Annotated in this window: 15 protein-coding genes, 2 tRNA genes and 3 rRNA genes; 13 read left to right on the top strand and 7 right to left on the bottom strand. The window is 61.3% G+C overall.

Annotated elements, in window-relative coordinates:
• Positions 1-216: 216 nt before the first annotated feature.
• The 6 genes from L1F06_RS23920 (at position 217) to L1F06_RS23895 (ending at position 6,136) form a co-directional block, all read left to right on the top strand.
• A 16S ribosomal RNA gene (locus tag L1F06_RS23920) occupies positions 217-1,752 on the top strand.
• Positions 1,753-1,837: 85 nt separating this feature from the next.
• Positions 1,838-1,914: transfer RNA gene (locus L1F06_RS23915), tRNA-Ile, on the top strand.
• Positions 1,915-1,936: 22 nt separating this feature from the next.
• Positions 1,937-2,012: transfer RNA gene (locus L1F06_RS23910), tRNA-Ala, on the top strand.
• Between the two features lie 253 nt (positions 2,013-2,265).
• Positions 2,266-5,158 (top strand): 23S ribosomal RNA (locus tag L1F06_RS23905).
• 159 nt (positions 5,159-5,317) lie between these two features.
• Positions 5,318-5,433, top strand: a 5S ribosomal RNA gene (rrf, locus tag L1F06_RS23900).
• The 16S, 23S and 5S rRNA genes sit together here with 2 tRNA genes alongside, the layout of an rRNA operon.
• Positions 5,434-5,794: 361 nt before the next feature.
• Positions 5,795-6,136, top strand: coding sequence for a PilZ domain-containing protein (locus tag L1F06_RS23895; RefSeq protein WP_129483690.1), 342 nt, complete (start codon positions 5,795-5,797; stop codon positions 6,134-6,136).
• A gap of 113 nt (positions 6,137-6,249) precedes the next feature.
• Here L1F06_RS23895 and flhA read toward each other — a convergent pair whose 3' ends face one another.
• The 7 genes from flhA to L1F06_RS23860 are packed head-to-tail and all read right to left on the bottom strand — an operon-like array spanning position 6,250 to position 12,518.
• Positions 6,250-8,346 carry a flagellar biosynthesis protein FlhA gene (flhA, locus tag L1F06_RS23890; protein WP_129483689.1) on the bottom strand — a complete coding sequence of 699 codons (2,097 nt, stop codon included), beginning with the start codon at positions 8,344-8,346 and terminating at the stop codon, positions 6,250-6,252.
• A 3-nt stretch (positions 8,347-8,349) separates the two neighbouring features.
• Positions 8,350-9,483 carry a flagellar biosynthesis protein FlhB gene (gene flhB, locus L1F06_RS23885; protein ID WP_012020178.1) on the bottom strand — a complete coding sequence of 378 codons (1,134 nt, stop codon included), beginning with the start codon at positions 9,481-9,483 and terminating at the stop codon, positions 8,350-8,352.
• Positions 9,476-10,270: a flagellar biosynthetic protein FliR gene (gene fliR / locus L1F06_RS23880; protein ID WP_129483688.1), complete on the bottom strand. Its 795-nt coding sequence runs from the start codon at positions 10,268-10,270 to the stop codon at positions 9,476-9,478. Before fliR ends, flhB begins: the two co-directional genes overlap by 8 nt.
• Positions 10,271-10,273: 3 nt before the next feature.
• Positions 10,274-10,546 (bottom strand): flagellar biosynthetic protein FliQ, encoded by a 273-nt coding sequence (locus L1F06_RS23875; RefSeq protein ID WP_012020176.1) that lies wholly within the window; start codon positions 10,544-10,546, stop codon positions 10,274-10,276.
• Between the two features lie 12 nt (positions 10,547-10,558).
• A complete protein-coding gene (fliP, locus tag L1F06_RS23870) occupies positions 10,559-11,311 on the bottom strand; it encodes a flagellar type III secretion system pore protein FliP (RefSeq protein ID WP_012020175.1) in 753 nt (250 codons plus the stop codon).
• On the bottom strand, positions 11,311-11,682 hold the full coding sequence (fliN, locus tag L1F06_RS23865) for a flagellar motor switch protein FliN (RefSeq protein ID WP_012020174.1): 372 nt from the start codon (positions 11,680-11,682) through the stop codon (positions 11,311-11,313). The genes fliP and fliN overlap by 1 nt, the downstream gene beginning before the upstream one ends.
• On the bottom strand, positions 11,679-12,518 hold the full coding sequence (locus tag L1F06_RS23860) for a FliM/FliN family flagellar motor switch protein (protein ID WP_129483687.1): 840 nt from the start codon (positions 12,516-12,518) through the stop codon (positions 11,679-11,681). The genes fliN and L1F06_RS23860 overlap by 4 nt, the downstream gene beginning before the upstream one ends.
• Positions 12,519-12,994: 476 nt before the next feature.
• On the opposite strand from L1F06_RS23860, the gene L1F06_RS23855 reads away from it, so the two are divergent.
• From L1F06_RS23855 to L1F06_RS23825, 7 genes are read left to right on the top strand one after another with little or no spacing between them, the layout of a single operon-like run.
• Positions 12,995-14,404, top strand: coding sequence for a sigma-54 interaction domain-containing protein (locus L1F06_RS23855; RefSeq protein ID WP_129483686.1), 1,410 nt, complete (start codon positions 12,995-12,997; stop codon positions 14,402-14,404).
• 11 nt (positions 14,405-14,415) lie between these two features.
• On the top strand, positions 14,416-14,748 hold the full coding sequence (fliE, locus tag L1F06_RS23850; protein ID WP_129483685.1) for a flagellar hook-basal body complex protein FliE: 333 nt from the start codon (positions 14,416-14,418) through the stop codon (positions 14,746-14,748).
• A 20-nt stretch (positions 14,749-14,768) separates the two neighbouring features.
• Positions 14,769-16,448 (top strand): flagellar basal-body MS-ring/collar protein FliF, encoded by a 1,680-nt coding sequence (gene fliF, locus L1F06_RS23845; protein WP_129483684.1) that lies wholly within the window; start codon positions 14,769-14,771, stop codon positions 16,446-16,448.
• Positions 16,423-17,487 carry a FliG C-terminal domain-containing protein gene (locus L1F06_RS23840; protein WP_012020169.1) on the top strand — a complete coding sequence of 355 codons (1,065 nt, stop codon included), beginning with the start codon at positions 16,423-16,425 and terminating at the stop codon, positions 17,485-17,487. Before fliF ends, L1F06_RS23840 begins: the two co-directional genes overlap by 26 nt.
• 1 nt (position 17,488) lies before the next feature.
• Positions 17,489-18,181: a flagellar assembly protein FliH gene (fliH, locus tag L1F06_RS23835; protein WP_012020168.1), complete on the top strand. Its 693-nt coding sequence runs from the start codon at positions 17,489-17,491 to the stop codon at positions 18,179-18,181.
• A gap of 6 nt (positions 18,182-18,187) precedes the next feature.
• Positions 18,188-19,504 (top strand): flagellar protein export ATPase FliI, encoded by a 1,317-nt coding sequence (gene fliI / locus L1F06_RS23830; RefSeq protein WP_012020167.1) that lies wholly within the window; start codon positions 18,188-18,190, stop codon positions 19,502-19,504.
• A complete protein-coding gene (locus tag L1F06_RS23825) occupies positions 19,501-19,926 on the top strand; it encodes a flagellar FliJ family protein (protein WP_129483683.1) in 426 nt (141 codons plus the stop codon). The genes fliI and L1F06_RS23825 overlap by 4 nt, the downstream gene beginning before the upstream one ends.
• Positions 19,927-19,977 lie beyond the last annotated feature (51 nt).

The following is a 19,977-nucleotide window of genomic DNA, read 5'->3' as shown; positions in this document are numbered from 1 at the left end:
GAGAGAGGGGCTGCTGTAGAATGCGCGGCCTCGGTTGAGACGAAAAGCTTAACCAACTGTTCTTTAACAACTGAATCAAGCAATTCGTGTGGGTGCTTGTGAGGTAAGACTGGTAGTCGACTGATTATCAGCATCACAAGTAACACTCGTGAATTCGAGAGTTTATTTGCGATTGCTGAGCCAAGTTTAGGGTTTTCTCAAAACCCAAGCAGTATTGAACTGAAGAGTTTGATCATGGCTCAGATTGAACGCTGGCGGCAGGCCTAACACATGCAAGTCGAGCGGATGAAGGGAGCTTGCTCCCTGATTTAGCGGCGGACGGGTGAGTAATGCCTAGGAATCTGCCTGGTAGTGGGGGATAACGTTCCGAAAGGAACGCTAATACCGCATACGTCCTACGGGAGAAAGCAGGGGACCTTCGGGCCTTGCGCTATCAGATGAGCCTAGGTCGGATTAGCTAGTTGGTGAGGTAATGGCTCACCAAGGCGACGATCCGTAACTGGTCTGAGAGGATGATCAGTCACACTGGAACTGAGACACGGTCCAGACTCCTACGGGAGGCAGCAGTGGGGAATATTGGACAATGGGCGAAAGCCTGATCCAGCCATGCCGCGTGTGTGAAGAAGGTCTTCGGATTGTAAAGCACTTTAAGTTGGGAGGAAGGGCATTAACCTAATACGTTAGTGTTTTGACGTTACCAACAGAATAAGCACCGGCTAACTTCGTGCCAGCAGCCGCGGTAATACGAAGGGTGCAAGCGTTAATCGGAATTACTGGGCGTAAAGCGCGCGTAGGTGGTTCGTTAAGTTGGATGTGAAAGCCCCGGGCTCAACCTGGGAACTGCATCCAAAACTGGCGAGCTAGAGTACGGTAGAGGGTGGTGGAATTTCCTGTGTAGCGGTGAAATGCGTAGATATAGGAAGGAACACCAGTGGCGAAGGCGACCACCTGGACTGATACTGACACTGAGGTGCGAAAGCGTGGGGAGCAAACAGGATTAGATACCCTGGTAGTCCACGCCGTAAACGATGTCAACTAGCCGTTGGAATCCTTGAGATTTTAGTGGCGCAGCTAACGCATTAAGTTGACCGCCTGGGGAGTACGGCCGCAAGGTTAAAACTCAAATGAATTGACGGGGGCCCGCACAAGCGGTGGAGCATGTGGTTTAATTCGAAGCAACGCGAAGAACCTTACCTGGCCTTGACATGCTGAGAACTTTCCAGAGATGGATTGGTGCCTTCGGGAACTCAGACACAGGTGCTGCATGGCTGTCGTCAGCTCGTGTCGTGAGATGTTGGGTTAAGTCCCGTAACGAGCGCAACCCTTGTCCTTAGTTACCAGCACCTCGGGTGGGCACTCTAAGGAGACTGCCGGTGACAAACCGGAGGAAGGTGGGGATGACGTCAAGTCATCATGGCCCTTACGGCCAGGGCTACACACGTGCTACAATGGTCGGTACAAAGGGTTGCCAAGCCGCGAGGTGGAGCTAATCCCATAAAACCGATCGTAGTCCGGATCGCAGTCTGCAACTCGACTGCGTGAAGTCGGAATCGCTAGTAATCGTGAATCAGAATGTCACGGTGAATACGTTCCCGGGCCTTGTACACACCGCCCGTCACACCATGGGAGTGGGTTGCTCCAGAAGTAGCTAGTCTAACCTTCGGGGGGACGGTTACCACGGAGTGATTCATGACTGGGGTGAAGTCGTAACAAGGTAGCCGTAGGGGAACCTGCGGCTGGATCACCTCCTTAATCGAAGACATCAGCTTCTTCATAAGTTCCCACACGAATTGCTTGATTCATAGTCGAAGACGATGCTGTAACGCGACCCTGTTATAGGTCTGTAGCTCAGTTGGTTAGAGCGCACCCCTGATAAGGGTGAGGTCGGCAGTTCAAATCTGCCCAGACCTACCAATTGCTTGGTGCAGAAGATTACGGGGCCATAGCTCAGCTGGGAGAGCGCCTGCTTTGCACGCAGGAGGTCAGCGGTTCGATCCCGCTTGGCTCCACCACTCTCGCGCGTTGCGGTAGAAGGAAAGAGTTCAGAAATGAGCGCTTCAGGGTAGACCTGGTGAGTGCTGATTTCTGGTCTTTTGACCGGTAGAAAATCGTTCTTTAAAAATTTGGGTATGTGATAGAAGTGACTAACGACGTGTTTCACTGCACGTTGTTAATCAAGGCAAAATTTGTAGTTCTCAAGACGCAAATTTTCGGCGAATGTCGTCTTCACGATTGAGACAGTAACCAGATTGCTTGGGGTTATATGGTCAAGTGAAGAAGCGCATACGGTGGATGCCTTGGCAGTCAGAGGCGATGAAAGACGTGGTAGCCTGCGAAAAGCTTTGGGGAGTCGGCAAACAGACTGTGATCCAGAGATCTCTGAATGGGGGAACCCACCTAGGATAACCTAGGTATCTTGTACTGAATCCATAGGTGCAAGAGGCGAACCAGGGGAACTGAAACATCTAAGTACCCTGAGGAAAAGAAATCAACCGAGATTCCCTTAGTAGTGGCGAGCGAACGGGGACTAGCCCTTAAGTTGGTTTGAGTGTAGTGGAAGGCTCTGGAAAGTGCCGCCGTAGTGGGTGATAGCCCCGTACACGAAACGCTCTTATCAATGAAATCGAGTAGGACGGGGCACGAGAAACCTTGTCTGAACATGGGGGGACCATCCTCCAAGGCTAAATACTACTGACTGACCGATAGTGAACCAGTACCGTGAGGGAAAGGCGAAAAGAACCCCGGAGAGGGGAGTGAAATAGAACCTGAAACCGTATGCGTACAAGCAGTGGGAGCCCACTTTGTTGGGTGACTGCGTACCTTTTGTATAATGGGTCAGCGACTTATATTCAGTGGCGAGCTTAACCGAATAGGGGAGGCGTAGCGAAAGCGAGTCTTAATAGGGCGCTTTAGTCGCTGGGTATAGACCCGAAACCGGGCGATCTATCCATGGGCAGGTTGAAGGTTAGGTAACACTGACTGGAGGACCGAACCGACTACCGTTGAAAAGTTAGCGGATGACCTGTGGATCGGAGTGAAAGGCTAATCAAGCTCGGAGATAGCTGGTTCTCCTCGAAAGCTATTTAGGTAGCGCCTCGTGTATCACTGCTGGGGGTAGAGCACTGTTTCGGCTAGGGGGTCATCCCGACTTACCAAACCGATGCAAACTCCGAATACCAGCAAGTGTCAGCACGGGAGACACACGGCGGGTGCTAACGTCCGTCGTGAAAAGGGAAACAACCCAGACCGTCAGCTAAGGTCCCAAAGTTATGGTTAAGTGGGAAACGATGTGGGAAGGCTTAGACAGCTAGGAGGTTGGCTTAGAAGCAGCCATCCTTTAAAGAAAGCGTAATAGCTCACTAGTCGAGTCGGCCTGCGCGGAAGATGTAACGGGGCTCAAACCATACACCGAAGCTACGGGTTCATCCTTTGGATGAGCGGTAGAGGAGCGTTCTGTAAGCCTGTGAAGGTGAGTTGAGAAGCTTGCTGGAGGTATCAGAAGTGCGAATGCTGACATGAGTAACGACAATGGGTGTGAAAAACACCCACGCCGAAAGACCAAGGTTTCCTGCGCAACGTTAATCGACGCAGGGTTAGTCGGCCCCTAAGGCGAGGCAGAAATGCGTAGTCGATGGGAAACGGGTTAATATTCCCGTACTTCTAGTTACTGCGATGGAGGGACGGAGAAGGCTAGGCCAGCACGGCGTTGGTTGTCCGTGTTTAAGGTGGTAGGCTGGTTTCTTAGGTAAATCCGGGAGATCAAGGCCGAGAGCTGATGACGAGCGTTCTTTTAGAATGCGAAGTGGTTGATGCCATGCTTCCAGGAAAAGCTTCTAAGCTTCAGGTAACTAGGAACCGTACCCCAAACCGACACAGGTGGTTAGGTAGAGAATACCAAGGCGCTTGAGAGAACTCGGGTGAAGGAACTAGGCAAAATGGCACCGTAACTTCGGGAGAAGGTGCGCCGGTGAGGGTGAAGTATTTACTACGTAAGCCCATGCCGGTCGAAGATACCAGGCCGCTGCGACTGTTTATTAAAAACACAGCACTCTGCAAACACGAAAGTGGACGTATAGGGTGTGACGCCTGCCCGGTGCCGGAAGGTTAATTGATGGGGTTAGCGCAAGCGAAGCTCTTGATCGAAGCCCCGGTAAACGGCGGCCGTAACTATAACGGTCCTAAGGTAGCGAAATTCCTTGTCGGGTAAGTTCCGACCTGCACGAATGGCGTAACGATGGCGGCGCTGTCTCCACCCGAGACTCAGTGAAATTGAAATCGCTGTGAAGATGCAGTGTATCCGCGGCTAGACGGAAAGACCCCGTGAACCTTTACTATAGCTTTGCACTGGACTTTGAGCTTGCTTGTGTAGGATAGGTGGGAGGCTTTGAAGTGGGGACGCCAGTTCTCATGGAGCCATCCTTGAAATACCACCCTGGCAACCTTGAGGTTCTAACTCTGGTCCGTCATCCGGATCGAGGACAGTGTATGGTGGGTAGTTTGACTGGGGCGGTCTCCTCCCAAAGAGTAACGGAGGAGTACGAAGGTGCGCTCAGACCGGTCGGAAATCGGTCGTAGAGTATAAAGGCAAAAGCGCGCTTGACTGCGAGACAGACACGTCGAGCAGGTACGAAAGTAGGTCTTAGTGATCCGGTGGTTCTGTATGGAAGGGCCATCGCTCAACGGATAAAAGGTACTCCGGGGATAACAGGCTGATACCGCCCAAGAGTTCATATCGACGGCGGTGTTTGGCACCTCGATGTCGGCTCATCACATCCTGGGGCTGAAGCCGGTCCCAAGGGTATGGCTGTTCGCCATTTAAAGTGGTACGCGAGCTGGGTTTAGAACGTCGTGAGACAGTTCGGTCCCTATCTGCCGTGGACGTTTGAGATTTGAGAGGGGCTGACCTTAGTACGAGAGGACCGGGTTGGACGAACCTCTGGTGTTCCGGTTGTCACGCCAGTGGCACTGCCGGGTAGCTATGTTCGGAAAAGATAACCGCTGAAAGCATCTAAGCGGGAAACTTGCCTCAAGATGAGATCTCACTGGAGCCTTGAGCTCCCTGAAGGGCCGTCGAAGACTACGACGTTGATAGGTGGGGTGTGTAAGCGCTGTGAGGCGTTGAGCTAACCCATACTAATTGCCCGTGAGGCTTGACCATATAACACCCAAACAATCTGCCCTCAACGCAGAGGGTGTCGATGGTGAAGTCGACAACAGCCGAAAATTTGCGAGAGCTACAGGCCCAAGGGCCAAGCCAAACGACTGTCACATACCCAATATGGGGTCGCGTCTAAACCACGAGACTCCAACCGAATTGCTTGACGACCATAGAGCGTTGGAACCACCTGATCCCATCCCGAACTCAGAAGTGAAACGACGCATCGCCGATGGTAGTGTGGTGCTTCACCATGTGAGAGTAGGTCATCGTCAAGCTCCTATACGAAACCCCAGATCTCGAAAGAGGTCTGGGGTTTCTTCTTTTTGGCTGGAAAACACAGAGCGCGTAGGGGGCGCTGTGCGCACCGATAATAACGCGGTTACAACGGTGCGCGCGGCGCACCCTGCGGTGGGTGTGCCTTGCGGCAGCTTTGCGAGCGGAGCTCGCTGCTATAGGCGATAGATGGCTCCAGCGTGGTGCTTGGCCGAGTTCGAATTTAAGTCTCTGCACGCCATGGTCGCCTTGCGTTGATGAATCACAGGCTATCAATGTGCGGCTTCGCTTCGTATGACGCGCTTGATGGCTCCTGATCTTCGCGATCCAACAAGACGTGGCGAGCACTAAGGCCTTTCTCCTATGCGTCAATCGAGCCGTATCACCTTCCGCTCCACCTTTCGTATCAAGATCAGCGACCGTGAGCGCGATACGTTGATCGGCTACGCCGGTGACGTATCGGAATGCGGGATGAAGTTGCTCGGCGACAGCCTCGTCGAGCCTGGTCGCGAGCTGAAGTTGCGTTTGCGCATGCGCGATCGTGACGGCGAGATGCGTCAGGTGGATGTGGACATGGTCTGCCAGTGGTCGCAGGAGAACAGCCGCACCGGCTTCTTCGAGGCAGGGCTGGCGGTGGTCGGCGAGGCGCCGGCCTATGTGCGCTTGATCGATGGGATGCGCAACAAGCGCAAGGAGCAGGTATAGCAACAGGTATGGCGGACGGAGCGCACGCCGTGCTCGGCCGCGCGACGCCTAGGGAAGAAGCGCAGCAGGTGGATGCGGAAAGCGCCATCCACCCTAGGACAAAAGCGCCGCGATCAGCCCAGGGTACCGAGGATATTGACGCCCACCCGGTCCGGGATCTCGTTCTGCGACAGCACGTGCAGGCCGGGGCTGAAGACCCGGGCGTAGCGCGCCAGCAGCGGGCGTAGCTGCGGCATCACGGTAAGGATCGGTGGATGGCCGTCCTTGCGCAGTTTTTCTTTCACCACTGGCATGGTGTTCTGCAACTGGTTGAGCAGACTTGGTTCCACCGGGATGTTGTCCAGGCTCACCGGACCGGCCTGCTGGGCGATGGCCAGGGCATTGAGCAGGGTGTTTTCCAGCGCATTTTCGAGTATGAACACCGACAGCTCCTGCCGCTCGCCTGCGATCATGCCGACGATGCTGCGCCGCAGCGCGTAACGCACGTCGGACGCCAGCAGCACCGGATCCTTGGTCGACTCGCTGGCTTCCAGCAGGGTGGTGGCGATGGTGACGATATCCTTGAGCGGCACCTGCTCCTGCAGCAACTGGCGGTAGACGCGGTGCTGCTGGGTGTAGCTGAGCTGGTTCTTCAGACTCTCGGCCAGCTTCGGCGCCTGCAGCTGCAGGCGCTGCATCAGATGGTCGACATCGTCGTGCTTGAACACGTCCGGCAGATGTTCGCGGATCACCTTGTTCAGGTGGGTGGCGATGACGCTGGCACAGTCGATCACCTGGTAGCCGAGGTTCAGCGCACGCGCCTTGTCCTCCGGCTGAATCCATACCACCTGCATGCGATAGGCCGGGTCGACCCCGAGAATGCCGTCGATCTCGCCATAGAGCTCCGGCGAGGGAATGGCCATCATGCGGTCGGCGTGCAACTCGGCTCCGTCGATCTTCTCGCCGTTGATCTGGATGCTGTATTGCGAGGCTTTCAGGCGCAGGCTGTCGCGGATCTGCACCTCCGGCAACAGGAAGCCCAGGCTCTCCGACAGGGTCTGGCGGACGCCGCGCACGCGCTGGGTCAGGGGCGCGCCGGCGGCTTCGTTGACCAAACCGACCAGCTTGTAGCCCAGCGATACCGACAGGCGCTCCACCAGCGGGATGTCCTCCCACGCCAGGTTCTGCGCGCGCTCCTGTTCCATCGCCTTGCCCAGGGCTTCGACCTGCTCCAGGCTCGCCGCTTCTTTCGGCGGGCCGTTGCGCGACACCATCCAGGCGATGAAGGCCACCAATGCGGCGAAGCTGATAAAGGCCAGGTGCGGCATGCCCGGCACCAGGGCCAGGGTGAAGAGAATGCCGGCCACGGTGTAGAGCAGCGCCGGCTGGGCCAGCAGCTGGCGGTGCACCTGATCGGTGATGTCCGAGGACTCGTTGATCCGCGTGACGATGATCGCAGCCGCGGTGGACAGCAGCAGCGCCGGGATCTGCGCCACCAGGCCGTCGCCGATGGTGAGCAGGGCGTACTGCTGGAAGGCCTGGCCGGCGCCCAGGTCGTAGACGAACAGGCCGATGGCGAAGCCGCCGAACAGGTTGATCAGCAGGATCAGGATGCCGGCGATGGCATCTCCGCGGACGAACTTCGAGGCGCCGTCCATGGCCCCGTAGAAGTCGGCTTCCTTGGCCACTTCGGCGCGGCGACGCTTGGCTTCGTTCTGCTCGATCAGGCCGGCGTTGAGGTCGGCGTCGATGGCCATCTGCTTGCCCGGCAGGGCATCGAGGGTGAAACGCGCGGTGACCTCGGAGATACGCTCGCCGCCCTTGGTGATGACGATGAAGTTGATGATCATCAGGATCACGAACACCACCAGGCCGACGATGAAGTTGCCGCCGATCACCACCTCGCCGAACGACTCGATCACCTTGCCCGCCGCACCGGTGCCGGTATGGCCCTCAAGCAGCACCACGCGGGTGGAGGCGACGTTCAGGCACAGGCGCAGCAGGGTGGTGATCAGAATCACCGTGGGGAACAGGGAGAAGTCCAGCGGGCTCTTCGACGACACGCTGACCAGCAGCACCAGGATGGCCATGGCGATGTTGAAGGTGAACAGGGCATCGAGCAGCACCGGCGGCAGGGGCAGGATGACCATGGCCAGGATCGACAGGATCAGCACCGGAATGCCGATGCGGCCGCTGCGGAAGGTGGGCGCGAGTTGCTGCAGTAGGTTCATGGATCAGCCCCTGTTGGCCAAGCTGTCGGGAATCGGGAGGTTGCTCGCCAGTTGCGGCTTGCTTCTGCGGCCCTGGCGCCAGGCCTTGAGCTGCAGGATGTAGGTCAGCACATGGGCGACCGCGGTATACAGCGGCGCCGGGATCTGCTGATTGATCTGGGTGGTGAAGTAGATGGCGCGCGCCAGCGGCGGAATCTCCAGCACTTCAAGTTCGTGCTTTTTGGCCATCTGACGCATGTACAGCGCGGTCTCGTCGACGCCCTTGGCCAGCACGAAGGGGGCGGCGGCCTTCTTGCTGTCGTACTTGAGCGCCACGGCATAGTGCGTCGGGTTGACGATGATCACGTCGGCATTCTTGATCACCTTGCTGATCTGACGTTGCAGCATCTGCCGCTGCAGCTGCTTGATGCGCGCCTTGACCTCCGGGCGGCCCTCCTGGTTCTTGTGTTCTTCCTTGCGCTCCTGCTTGGTCATGCGCATCTTCTTGAGGAAGAAGTAACGCTGCAGCGGGATGTCGATAAAGGAAAACAGCACGAACACCAGCATCAGGCAGAGAATCAGGTTGAAGGTCAGGTTCAGTGCGGCCGAGATCGCCTGCACTACGCTGCTGCGCTGCAGGGCGATCAGCTCGGGCAACGCGGCGCGCACCAGCACATAGCCGACGCCGAGCAGCACCAGCACCTTGAGCACCGACTTGAGCAGCTCGCTCCAGTTCTGCGCGGAGAAGATCCGCCCCAGGCCGGTGATGGGGTTGAGCTTGCTCAGCTTTGGCGCGAAGTTCTTCGCCGAGAACACCCAGCCGCCCGGTACCAGCGACAACGCCACCACCAGCACGGAGGTGAGCAGCATCGGTGCCAGCAGCTTGATGAACACCAGCATGTTGTAGCCGAGCAGAGTGTCGAGGTCGTCTAGGCCGATCTCGCTGTGGCCGAACTGGATATAGGACAGACGGAAGCTGTCGCTCAGCCCCTCGAGGAACAGCCCGGCACTGAACTTGAGGATGAACAGGGTGGCGAGCAGCGAGATGGTGGTCGACAGGTCCTTGGAGCGCGCGACCTGGCCGTCTTCCTTGCTCTTCTTCAGTTTGTGCGCGGAGGCCTCTTCCGTCTTTTCCTGGCCGCTGTTCTGCTCAGACATCGCCGCCCTCGCGCAGGATCACGCCGATGCCATTGAGCAGCTCGCGGGTCAGGTGCAGGTAGCTGTCCGGCAGGTTGGGCAGGGTCAGGTAGATGCACAGCAGGCCCATCAGAATGCTGATGGGAAAGCCCAGGGAGAACAGGTTCATCGCCGGCGAAATGCGGTTGAGCAGGCCGAAGCAGAACTGCACCAGGGTCAGGCAGAACACGATCGGCAGGGTCACCAGCACGGCGGCGGCCAATACCCAGGCGAAGGACTGGACGAAGCTCTGCGCGCCCAGGTAATGCAGACCGCTGCCCACCGGCCAGAACAGGAAGCTCTGGTACAGCACGCTGACGGTGACCAGATGGCCGTCGATGGCGAAGAACAGCAGCACCAGCAGGATGAAGTACAGCTGATAGACGATCGATGACGACGACACGCCGTTCACCGGATCGTTGTAGCGCGCCATGCTCATGCCCATCTGCGTCGATACCACCTCGCCGACCAGCATGAAGATGGTGAACACCAGTTGCAGGGTCAGGCCCAGTAGCACGCCGAAGGCGATCTGTTCCAGTGCGGTCATCAGGCCTTGCAGCGACAGCGGGTCGATCGGCGGCATGTCCGGCAATGCCGCGCCCAATGCCACCGTCAGCGCCAGGGCGAGCAGGAAGCGCACACGCACCGATACCGCCTTGTGGTTGAACAAGGGGGCCATGCTGAGCAGCGCCAGGATGCGGCAGAACGGCCACCAGTAAGCCTGCAGGCTGGTCAGATACTGGCTGGCATGCAGCACGGGTTCGGACATGCGTCAGCCCACCAGATGCCCGGCCTGCTTGAAGGTTTCGATGAACAGATCCCCCAGGGTGCGCAGAATCCAGTGGCCGGCGAACACCAGCATCGCCAGGGTGATCAGCAGGCGTGGGAGGAAGCTGAGCATCTGCTCGTTGATCTGCGTAGCCGCCTGGAAAATGCTCACCAGCAGGCCGCCGAGCAGGCTCGGCACCACCAGCACGCAGACGATCAGACCGGTGATGTAGACGGCATGAGCCACCAGCTGGGCGGCGTGTTCGGGCGTGAGCATCGCAAGGCCTCGCTAATAGGGCTGAATACTGCTGGTGAGGGTGCCGACCAGCAGCGTCCAGCCGTCGACCAGCACGAAGACCAGCAGCTTGAACGGCAGCGAGATCATCATCGGCGACAGCATCATCATGCCCATCGCCATCAGCACGCTGGCCACCACCAGGTCGATCACCAGAAAGGGCACGAAGATCATGAAGCCGAGCTGGAAGGCGGTCTTCAGCTCGCTCAGTACGAAGGCCGGCAGCAGTAGAGAAAAGTCCAGTTGAGCGAGGTCCTCAGGCAGCTCTTCGCCGGCCAGGGCGACCAGGGTTTCCAGCGAGTTCTTGCTGGTCTGCGCCAACATGAACTGGCTGATGATGCGCTTGCCTTCGCCCAGACCCTGTTCGAGGCTGATCTGATCCGCTTCGAACGGCACATAGGCCTCGGTGTACATCTCTTGCCACACCGGGCGCATCACCAGCAGGGTGAGGCACAGGGCAATGCCGATCAGCACCGGGTTGGGTGGGCTCTGCTGCAGGCCGATGGCCTGGCGCAGGATGGCCAGGACGATGATGAAGCGGGTGAAGCAGGTCATCATCATCAGCATGGCCGGGAGAAAGCCCAGCAGCGTCATGATCAGCAGGATCTGCAGTTTGACGCTGAGGGTCTGGCCGTCTTCGCTGTCGTTGAAGTTGAACAGGGTGATGTCGCCGCCAGCCGCCTGGGCCAGCAGCGGGCAGCACAGGGCCGCCAGCAGCAGGCCGAGTTGCAGCAGCCGGCGCAGCATCACACGCCCAGCCCGCTGAGGCCGCTACCGGACAGCTCGACGATGCGCAGGCCGTAGTTGCCGTTCATCACCACCACTTCGGCCTTGGCGAACAGGGCGCCGTTGACCTTCACGTCCAGCGGCTCGCCGGCCAGCTTGTCGAGGGCGATCACGCTGCCGGCGTCGACATCCATCAGCTCCTTGAGGGTGATCTCGGTGGAGGCCACTTCCAGGGTGACATTGACCGGAATCTTGCCGAAGAAGCTCAGGTCCTGCTGCGGCAGGCTGGCGGGCGCCTGCTCCGCGACGGGCTCGCTGACGGGCTCGTCGAGGTTGAGGCCGGCATCGTTGATCAGGCTGTCGAAATCATTATCGGAAATGGGGCTACTCATGGGGTCTTCACGCTCTCAAGAGAAGTCAGGAACAAGGAGCCGTCGTCTTCGAAGATGGCGCCGCGAAACAGCTTCTGCTGGTTGATCTGCACGTCGCAGCGCTCCAGCAGGCGCATCGGCAGAATGTCACCGGGACGCAGGGCCAGTACCTGGGCCAGCGGCATCTGCAGGCTGGCCACCACGCAGTCCAGGCGCACCGGCAACTGGCGTATCTGATTGAGCGAATTGCCGCTTTGGGCCACCGGTGCCGGGGGCGTCAGGCGGTTGGTCAGCTCATCGACCAGTTGCGTGTCCAGATAGATGAAGATCGATGCCTGGCTGCCGGTGATGTGGCTGGTGAAGTGGAACTCCGCCACGTACTCCCAGGTCGCCTCTTCGTAGGCGTTGTCGTAAGGCTCGAGCTTGCCGAAGGTCTGCCCGGCGAGAATCGAGCGGGCGAACAGCTGGCTGACGTCCAGGCCCAGGCGCGTACGCATGCGCTGTTCCGAGGTGCTGACCGGCGGCGCTTCGTGGTTGGGCAGGCAGGTGCCGCCGTAGTAGCACTCCAGCGCCTCGGTCAGCAGGGCGCGGTCGATGGCGAAACCGACCTTGCCCAGGGTCGAGCGATAAAGGCATTCGGCTTCTTTATCTACCTGCTCGTGAACATCGACTCGAAGCAGTTCGAGATTGATTCGATAGTTGCGCAGAAAGTAGTCGCTGATGATTCGCGGATACTTGCTGGAAAGCTCGCGAATATAGTGGGGAATCTTGTGATAGTGCCGGCCAAGTTTCTGCGGTTTCAACCGGGTCAGACTGTCGGCGGGCACGCCATGAAGGACTTTTTTAATCCCGGTCATGTTGTGGGCTGTATTCCTGGTTGTAACTGCGCGTGCACCAGGGAGTACTTCGCTGGGCGTGCAGAGGATGTTTTGATGTGCCGGCGGGCCGTAGCAGCATCGCCTTGGCCATGGCGTCGATTGCATCCGGCGCAGCGCTGCAGGCCAGGGATGACGGGGGGAAGTCTAGGCGGAGGGAGGGCGGGAAATTAAATCAATAGATATCAAATGCTGTTTTTGATAGCGCTTGGCCATCATTGATAGCAAATAACAGCAAGTAATTCGGCGATTTTTCGTGCGCTTGTTAACGTTCGCGCCGTGTTCCGTCGCGAGCCTATAAAGGCAGGCCGGCAGTTGCTGCCGAGTTGATCGATAAGGGCGGCGGAAAGTTTCGAAAGATTAAGGGGCCAAGTGAAAAAAATCTGTCATCTGGTTGGCAGTTTTGAACGCGGGGTCGAACGAGCCAGCTGGCAGACAAAGACATCGGGTGATTTACCTTGAAGCACTCAACTCAAACGGTAAGTTACGCCTGCGACGAGCTGTTCGATGAACAGCTGGGGCAGCAACATATAGTCGTGGTCGGTCAGGCCGATGCCGCCAGCGAGCGTCTGCTGACCGGCGGCCTGCAGCGTCGGGGCTTTCCTGTCCGTCGCTTCGCCAGTTGCCTGGAGCTGGATCCGGCCGCGCTGGAAGGTGCCAGCCTGGTGCTGGTGTTCGTCAGCAGCCTGGCCGGCAATACGCTGTATGCCCAGGTGGGCGCCATTCTGCGTCAGGCCAGCCGCGTCGGCGTGGTGCCGGTGGTCGAATATGCCGATCAGGAAAAAGCCGCGGCGCTGCTCGAGCTGGGCTGCGTCGATTATCTGCTGGCGCCGTTCAGCGAGGCCCAGCTCAGTGCACTGCTGCGTCGCCAGGAGTCGGCCAGCGCAGGCGAGGAGGGCTTCGTTTCCTGCTCGCAGGCCGGCCGCCGTCTGCTGGCCATGGCCCAGCGCGTGGCCATGACCCGTGCCCCGATCCTCATCACCGGCGAGACCGGCACCGGCAAGGAGCTGATGGCGCGCTACATCCACCGCTTCTCGACGCAGGACGATGCGCCCTTCATTGCCGTGAACTGCGCGGCTATCCCTGAGCAGATGCTCGAATCCATCCTGTTCGGCCACGAGAAGGGCGCCTTCACCGGTGCGGTCAGCGCGCAGCCGGGCAAGTTCGAACTGGCCAACGGCGGCACCCTGCTGCTCGACGAAATCGGCGAGTTGCCGCTGGGGCTGCAGGCCAAGCTGCTGCGGGTGCTGCAGGAGCAGCGCGTCGAGCGCCTGGGCGGGCGCCGTGAAATCGCTCTGGATGTGCGCATCATCGCCGCCACCAACCGTGACCTGCAGCAGGAAGTGGCCGAAGGCCGTTTCCGCGCCGACCTGATGTTCCGCCTCGATGTGCTGCCGCTGCACATCAGCCCGCTGCGCGAGCGCAAGGAAGACGTGCTGCCGCTGGCGCGCCGCTTCATTCGCCAGTACGCGCCGCAGGACGCGCGCCATGAACTGCTGACCGAAGATGCCTGCCGCGCGCTGCTGGCCTATGACTGGCCGGGCAACGTGCGCGAACTGGAGAACTGCCTGCAGCGCGCGCTGATTCTGCGCAATGGCCTGTATATCCAGGCTCAGGACCTGGGCCTGAGCGTGCCCGTGAGCAGCGCGCCGGAGTCGACGCCGCGCCTGCAGCCGCAACTGCTGGAGGGCGGCAAGGCGGCCCTGCGCGCCAGTGGCAAGTGGGCCGAGTACCAGCACGTGATCGACACCATCCGCCGTTTCGGCGGGCACAAGACCAAGGCCGCCGAAAGCCTCGGCATGACCCCGCGCGCGCTGCGCTACCGCCTCAATGCCATGCGCGAGCAGGGCGTACAGATTCCCGTCTAGGAGACCGCAGGATGAACTCGATTAGTCAGGTGCAGCAGGACCTGCTCGGCCGTATGGAGCAGTTGAAGAACCTCAGCGAAGCGGCGCCGATCAAGCCGGCGCAGGCCTTCGCCGGGCCCGGCGAAGCCGGTTTCGCCGCCGCCTTCGACGACGCGGTGCGTGCGGTGGATGCCCAGCAGCATCGTTCCGGTGCGCTGATGGCGGCCGTCGACAGTGGCCAGAGCGACGATCTGGTCGGGGCGATGATCGAGAGCCAGAAGGCCAGCGTGTCCTTCAGCGCCCTGCTGCAGGTGCGCAACAAGCTGGCCTCGGCCTTCGACGACATCATGAAGATGCCGCTGTAAGCGGACCGGGAGCCTGACGCGTGCTGCAGACCCTGAAAAGCAAGCTGCCCGAAGGCGGCCTGAAACTCGACCCGCGCCTGAGCCTGGTCGGCCTGGCGCTGATCGCCGCGCTACTTGCCGTCGGCGTAGTGTTCTATCTCTGGCGTGACCAGGGCTCTTTCCGCCCGCTGTACGGCACCGGCGAGGCCTACCCGGCCGCCGAGGTGATGCAGGTGCTCGACGGCGACGCCATCAGCTACCGCTTGCATCCGCAAAGTGGTCAGGTGCTGGTGCGCGAGGATCAGCTCGGCCGCGCGCGCATGCTGCTGGCGGCCAAGGGCGTGCAGGTCAAGGTGCCGGCCGGTTACGAGCTGTTCGACAAGGACGAGCCGCTGGGCACCAGCCAGTTCGTTCAGGACGTGCGCCTCAAGCGCAGCCTGGAGGGCGAGCTGGCGCGCACGGTGATGGCGCTCAAGGGTGTGGAAGGTGCCCGCGTGCACCTGGCGCTGCAGGAAAGCAGCTCCTTCGTGGTCGGCAAGCGCGAGCCGGGCAAGGCCTCGGTGATGTTGCAGCTGGCGCCCGGCTACAAGCTGGCGCCGGAGCAGGTCAGCGCCATCGTCAATCTGGTGGCCGGCAGCGTGCCGCAGCTCGATGCGGCCAACGTGCAGGTGGTCGATCAGTACGGCGCGCTGCTGTCGCGCGGCATCGATACCCTCGGCGGTCCGGTGCAGAACTGGCAGGTGGTCGACGACTACCAGAACAAGGCGGTGGCCAACGCCGAGGCGGTGCTGGCGCCGGTTCTGGGTAATGGCAACTACCGCATCAGCGTCGCCGCCGATATCGATTTCAGCCAGAAGGAGGAGACCTTCCAGGCCTACGGCGAGACCCCGCGCCTGCGCAACGAAGTGCTGCGCGACGAAAGCGTGCTCGATCAGCTGGCCCTCGGCGTTCCCGGTTCGCTGGCCAACCGTCCGCCGCAGCCCGCCCCGGAGCCGGTCGAAGGGCAGCCGCCGGCCGAGGGCGAGGCGGCCAGCAAGGCGGCCACCTCGCTGCGCAAGGAATCCAATCGCCAGCTCGATTACGACCAGAGCGTCACCCACGTCAAGCACGCACCGTTCAGTCTGCGCCAGCAGAGCATTGCCGTGGTGCTCAACGCCGCGGCGGCGCCCGAGGGCGGCTGGACCGCCGAGGCGCGCGCGGAGCTGGAAGCCATGGTCAAGAGCGCCGTGGGCTTCAACCAGGCGCGCGGCGATCTGCTGACCCTCAGCGTGTTTCCCTTCACCGCTGCCGGCGCGGATGCGGCGCAGGGCGAGGCGTTGCCCTGGTGGGAGAACGCCAAGGTGCACGAGCTGGCCAGGCTCGGCGTGTTCGCCCTGATCAGCCTGTTGCTGTTGCTGATGGTGGTGCGTCCGGCCGTGCGCAGCCTGACCCAGCGCAGCCAGCCGGGGGGAGCGGCGGCGGTGCAGGGCGACGAGCAGCTGGCGTTGCACGCCGAGCGCGCCGCCGAACGCCTGCTGGCCCGTGTCGGCGACGAACCTCCGGGCGCCACGGTGCTCGGCGAGCTCAGCCCGCTGTCGGAGATCCGCCTGCCGGCGCCCGGCTCGGGCCTGGAGCTACAGATCGAACACCTGCAGATGTTGGCCAAGAACGATCCCGAGCGCGTCTCGGAAGTCATCAAACAATGGATAGGACGCAATGAGCGAGACCTCAACCCAGCCTGACGGCCGCGGTGGTTCCACCGCCAAGGAAATGCGCATGCGCGTGCAGAATCGCTCGCTGAGTTCGTCCGAGCAGGCGGCCATCCTCATGCTGAGCATGGGCGACGAGATTTCCGCCGGCGTGCTCCGCCACTTCTCCCGCGAGGAAATCGTCGCCATCAGCCAGGCCATGGCGCGCCTGTCCAACGTCAAGCAGCCAATGGTCTCCGACGTGATCGGCCGCTTCTTCGAGGACTACAAGGAGCAGAGCAGCATCAAGGGCGCCTCGCGTGGCTACCTGGCCGGCATGCTCAGCAAGGCGCTGGGCAGCGAGATCACCCGTTCGCTGCTCGACAGCATCTACGGCGAGGAAATCCGCGCCAAGATGGCCAAGATGGAATGGCTCGACCCCAAGCAGTTCGCCGCGCTGATCGCCAAGGAGCACGCGCAGATGCAGGCGGTGTTTCTCGCCTTCCTGCCGCCGGGCATGGCCAGCGAGGTGCTCGAGTGCATGCCCAAGGAGCGCCAGGACGAGCTGCTGTACCGCATCGCCAACCTCAGCGAGGTCAACAGCGACGTGATCGCCGAGCTGGAGCAGCTGATCGAACGCAGCCTGGCGGTGCTTAGCACCCAGGGCTCGCAGGTGCGCGGTATCAAGCAGGCGGCGGACATCATGAACCGCTTCAAGGGCGACCGCGGGCAGATGTTCGAACTGCTGCGCGCCCACGACGACCAACTGGTGGAGCGCATCGAGGACGAGATGTACGACTTCTTCATCCTCTCGCGGCAGAACCAGGACGTGCTGCAGGCACTGCTCGAGGCGGTGCCGCTGGAGGAATGGGTGGTCGCCCTCAAGGGCGCCGAACCCGAGCTGGTGCGCGCCATCACTGGCGCCATGCCCAAGCGCCAGGCGCAGCAGATGGAATCGATCAACCGTCGTCAGGGTCCGGTGCCATTGAGCCGCGTCGAGCAGGTGCGCAAGGACATCATGGCCGTGGTGCGGGAAATGTCGGCCAGCGGCGAGCTGCAGGTGCAGCTGTTCCGCGAACAGACGGTGGAATGAGATGACGGTCAAGGTGATCAAGGGCGATACCCGCCAGTGGCGCGCCTACCGCTTTCCGCCACGCAGCAGCCAGCCGGCAGTGGACTGGAGCGGCGATGCCGCCGGCCTGCAGCGGGTCATGGCCGACGGCTTTCAGCAGGGCATCGAGAAGGGCTACCAGGACGGTCTGCAGCAGGGCGAGGAAGCCGGACGCCAGGCCGGCTTCGAGCAGGGTCGGGCCGAGGGCCTGCGCCTGGGCCGTGAGGACGGCCGCAATGAAGGACGGCGCGAATTCGAGCTGGCCGCGCAGCCACTGGAGCGGATCAGCCAAACGCTCGAGCAGTACCTTGGCGAGCTGGAGCACAAGCGTCGTCAGGAGCTGCTGGAACTGGTGAAGAAGGTGTCGCAGCAGGTCATCCGCTGCGAACTCACGCTGCATCCGACCCAGTTGCTGGCACTGGTGGAGGAAGCCCTGAGCAGCATGCCGGGCGAGCCCGAAGACGTGCAGGTGCTGCTCAGCCCCGAGGAATACGCGCGGATCAAGGCGCTGGCGCCGGAGCGCGCGGCCGGCTGGAAGCTGGTGGCCGACGAGCGCCTGGCCTTGGGCGAGTGCCGCGTGATCACGCCGCAGGCCGAGGCCGACGTGGGCTGCCAGCAGCGCCTGGATGCCTGCATCGACACCCTGGCCGAACACCTGCATCTGACCGAGGCCTGATCGCGCATGCTGGATTACAAGCTCGACGAAGCGCTGCGCTCGCTCGACGGCGTGCAACTGGCCAAGGTGGCCGGGCGCCTGGTGCGGGTCTCCGGCATGCTGCTGGAGAGCCTCGGCTGCCAGCGCAGCACCGGCCAGCGCTGCCGCGTCGAGCAGGCCGACGGCAGCCTGCTGGATGCCCAGGTGGTCGGTTTCAACCGCGATATCACCTACCTGATGCCGTTCAAGAAGCCGGTCGGCCTGGCTGCCGGCTCGCGGGTGTTCCCGGCCAAGGACGAGGCGCTGCTGCAGATCGACGAGTCCTGGCTCGGCCGGGTGGTCAACGGCCTCGGCGAGCCGCTGGACGAGCGCGGCAAGCTCTCCGGGCGCGACCCGCTGCCGGTCGAGCTGCCCACGGTCAACCCGCTCAAGCGCCGTCCGGTGGAAGCTGCGCTGGATGTCGGCGTACGCGCCATCAACGCCCTGCTGACCCTGGGCAAGGGCCAGCGCGTCGGCCTGTTCGCCGGCTCCGGCGTGGGCAAGAGCGTGCTGCTGGGGATGATCACCCGGCAGACCAAGGCCGACGTGGTGGTGGTCGGGCTGATCGGCGAGCGCGGCCGCGAGGTGCAGGAATTTCTCCTGCATTCCCTCGGCGAGGAGGGGCTGCGCAAGGCCGTGGTGGTGGTGGCGCCGGCCAACGAGTCGCCACTGATGCGCCTGAAGGCCACCGAGCTGTGCCACAGCATCGCCGCCTATTTTCGCGATCAGGGCCAGGACGTGCTGCTGCTGGTCGACTCGCTGACCCGCTACGCCATGGCCCAGCGCGAGATCGCCCTGGCCCTCGGCGAGCCGCCGGCGACCAAGGGCTATCCGCCTTCGGTGTTCGGCATGCTGCCGGAGCTGGTGGAGAGCGCCGGCAACGGCGAGAGCGGCAGTGGCAGCCTCAGCGCCATCTACACCGTGCTGGCCGAGGGCGATGACCACCAGGACCCGATCGTCGACTGCGCACGCGCCATCCTCGATGGTCATATCGTGCTCTCAAGGCGCCTGGCCGATGTCGGCCACTACCCGGCCATCGACATTTCCGCCTCGGTCAGCCGCTGCATGAGCCAGGTCGGCGAGCCCGCGCACCTGGGCGCAGCGCGCCAGTTCAAGGAGTTCTACAGCACCTATGAAAAGATCAAGGAGCTGATCCCCCTGGGCGGCTACACCCCGGGCATGGACGCCAAGACCGACCGCGCCGTGCAGCTGGCGCCCAGCCTCGAACGCTTCCTGCGCCAGGAGGTCGGCAGCGGCGCCGAGCTCGGCGCCAGCATCGCCACCTTGCAGGGCATCATCAAATGAAACAGCAGATCGAAGTGCTCGGACGCCTGGCCAGCCTGCGCGGCAGCAGGGTGCAGCAGATGCTCGGCCGGGTCAGCTACCAGCAGAACCTGTGCCAGCGCTACCGCAACAACATCACCGGACTCAGCCGTCTGTGCGGCTTCAGCGTGCCGATGACCACGCCGCTGCAACGCGACAACCAGCAGCGCTACAAGGCGACGCTGTACAAGATGGTCGAACTGCAGCGGCGCGAGCTGGCGCTGGCCGAGGAGAATCTGGCACGCATCCAGGGCGAGCTGCTGGCGGCGATGCGCAGCGAGAAGGTCATCGCCCAGTTTCTCGAAGGCAAGATCAACGAATGGCAGGAGCTGCTTGCCCGCCAGGAGCAGAAGATTCAGGATGGCCTGGCCGCCCAGGCCTGGTGGCGGGCGCAGGTGAGTTAATTTTTCTTCGACGCGTTTAAGTCCTTGCCGCGTCTGGTCGCTCTTAGGCCA

The sequence above is a fragment of the Pseudomonas hydrolytica genome (assembly GCF_021495345.1).
In the GTDB taxonomy this organism is placed as follows: domain Bacteria; phylum Pseudomonadota; class Gammaproteobacteria; order Pseudomonadales; family Pseudomonadaceae; genus Aquipseudomonas; species Aquipseudomonas hydrolytica.
This window is presented reverse-complemented; position numbering and strand designations above follow the sequence as displayed.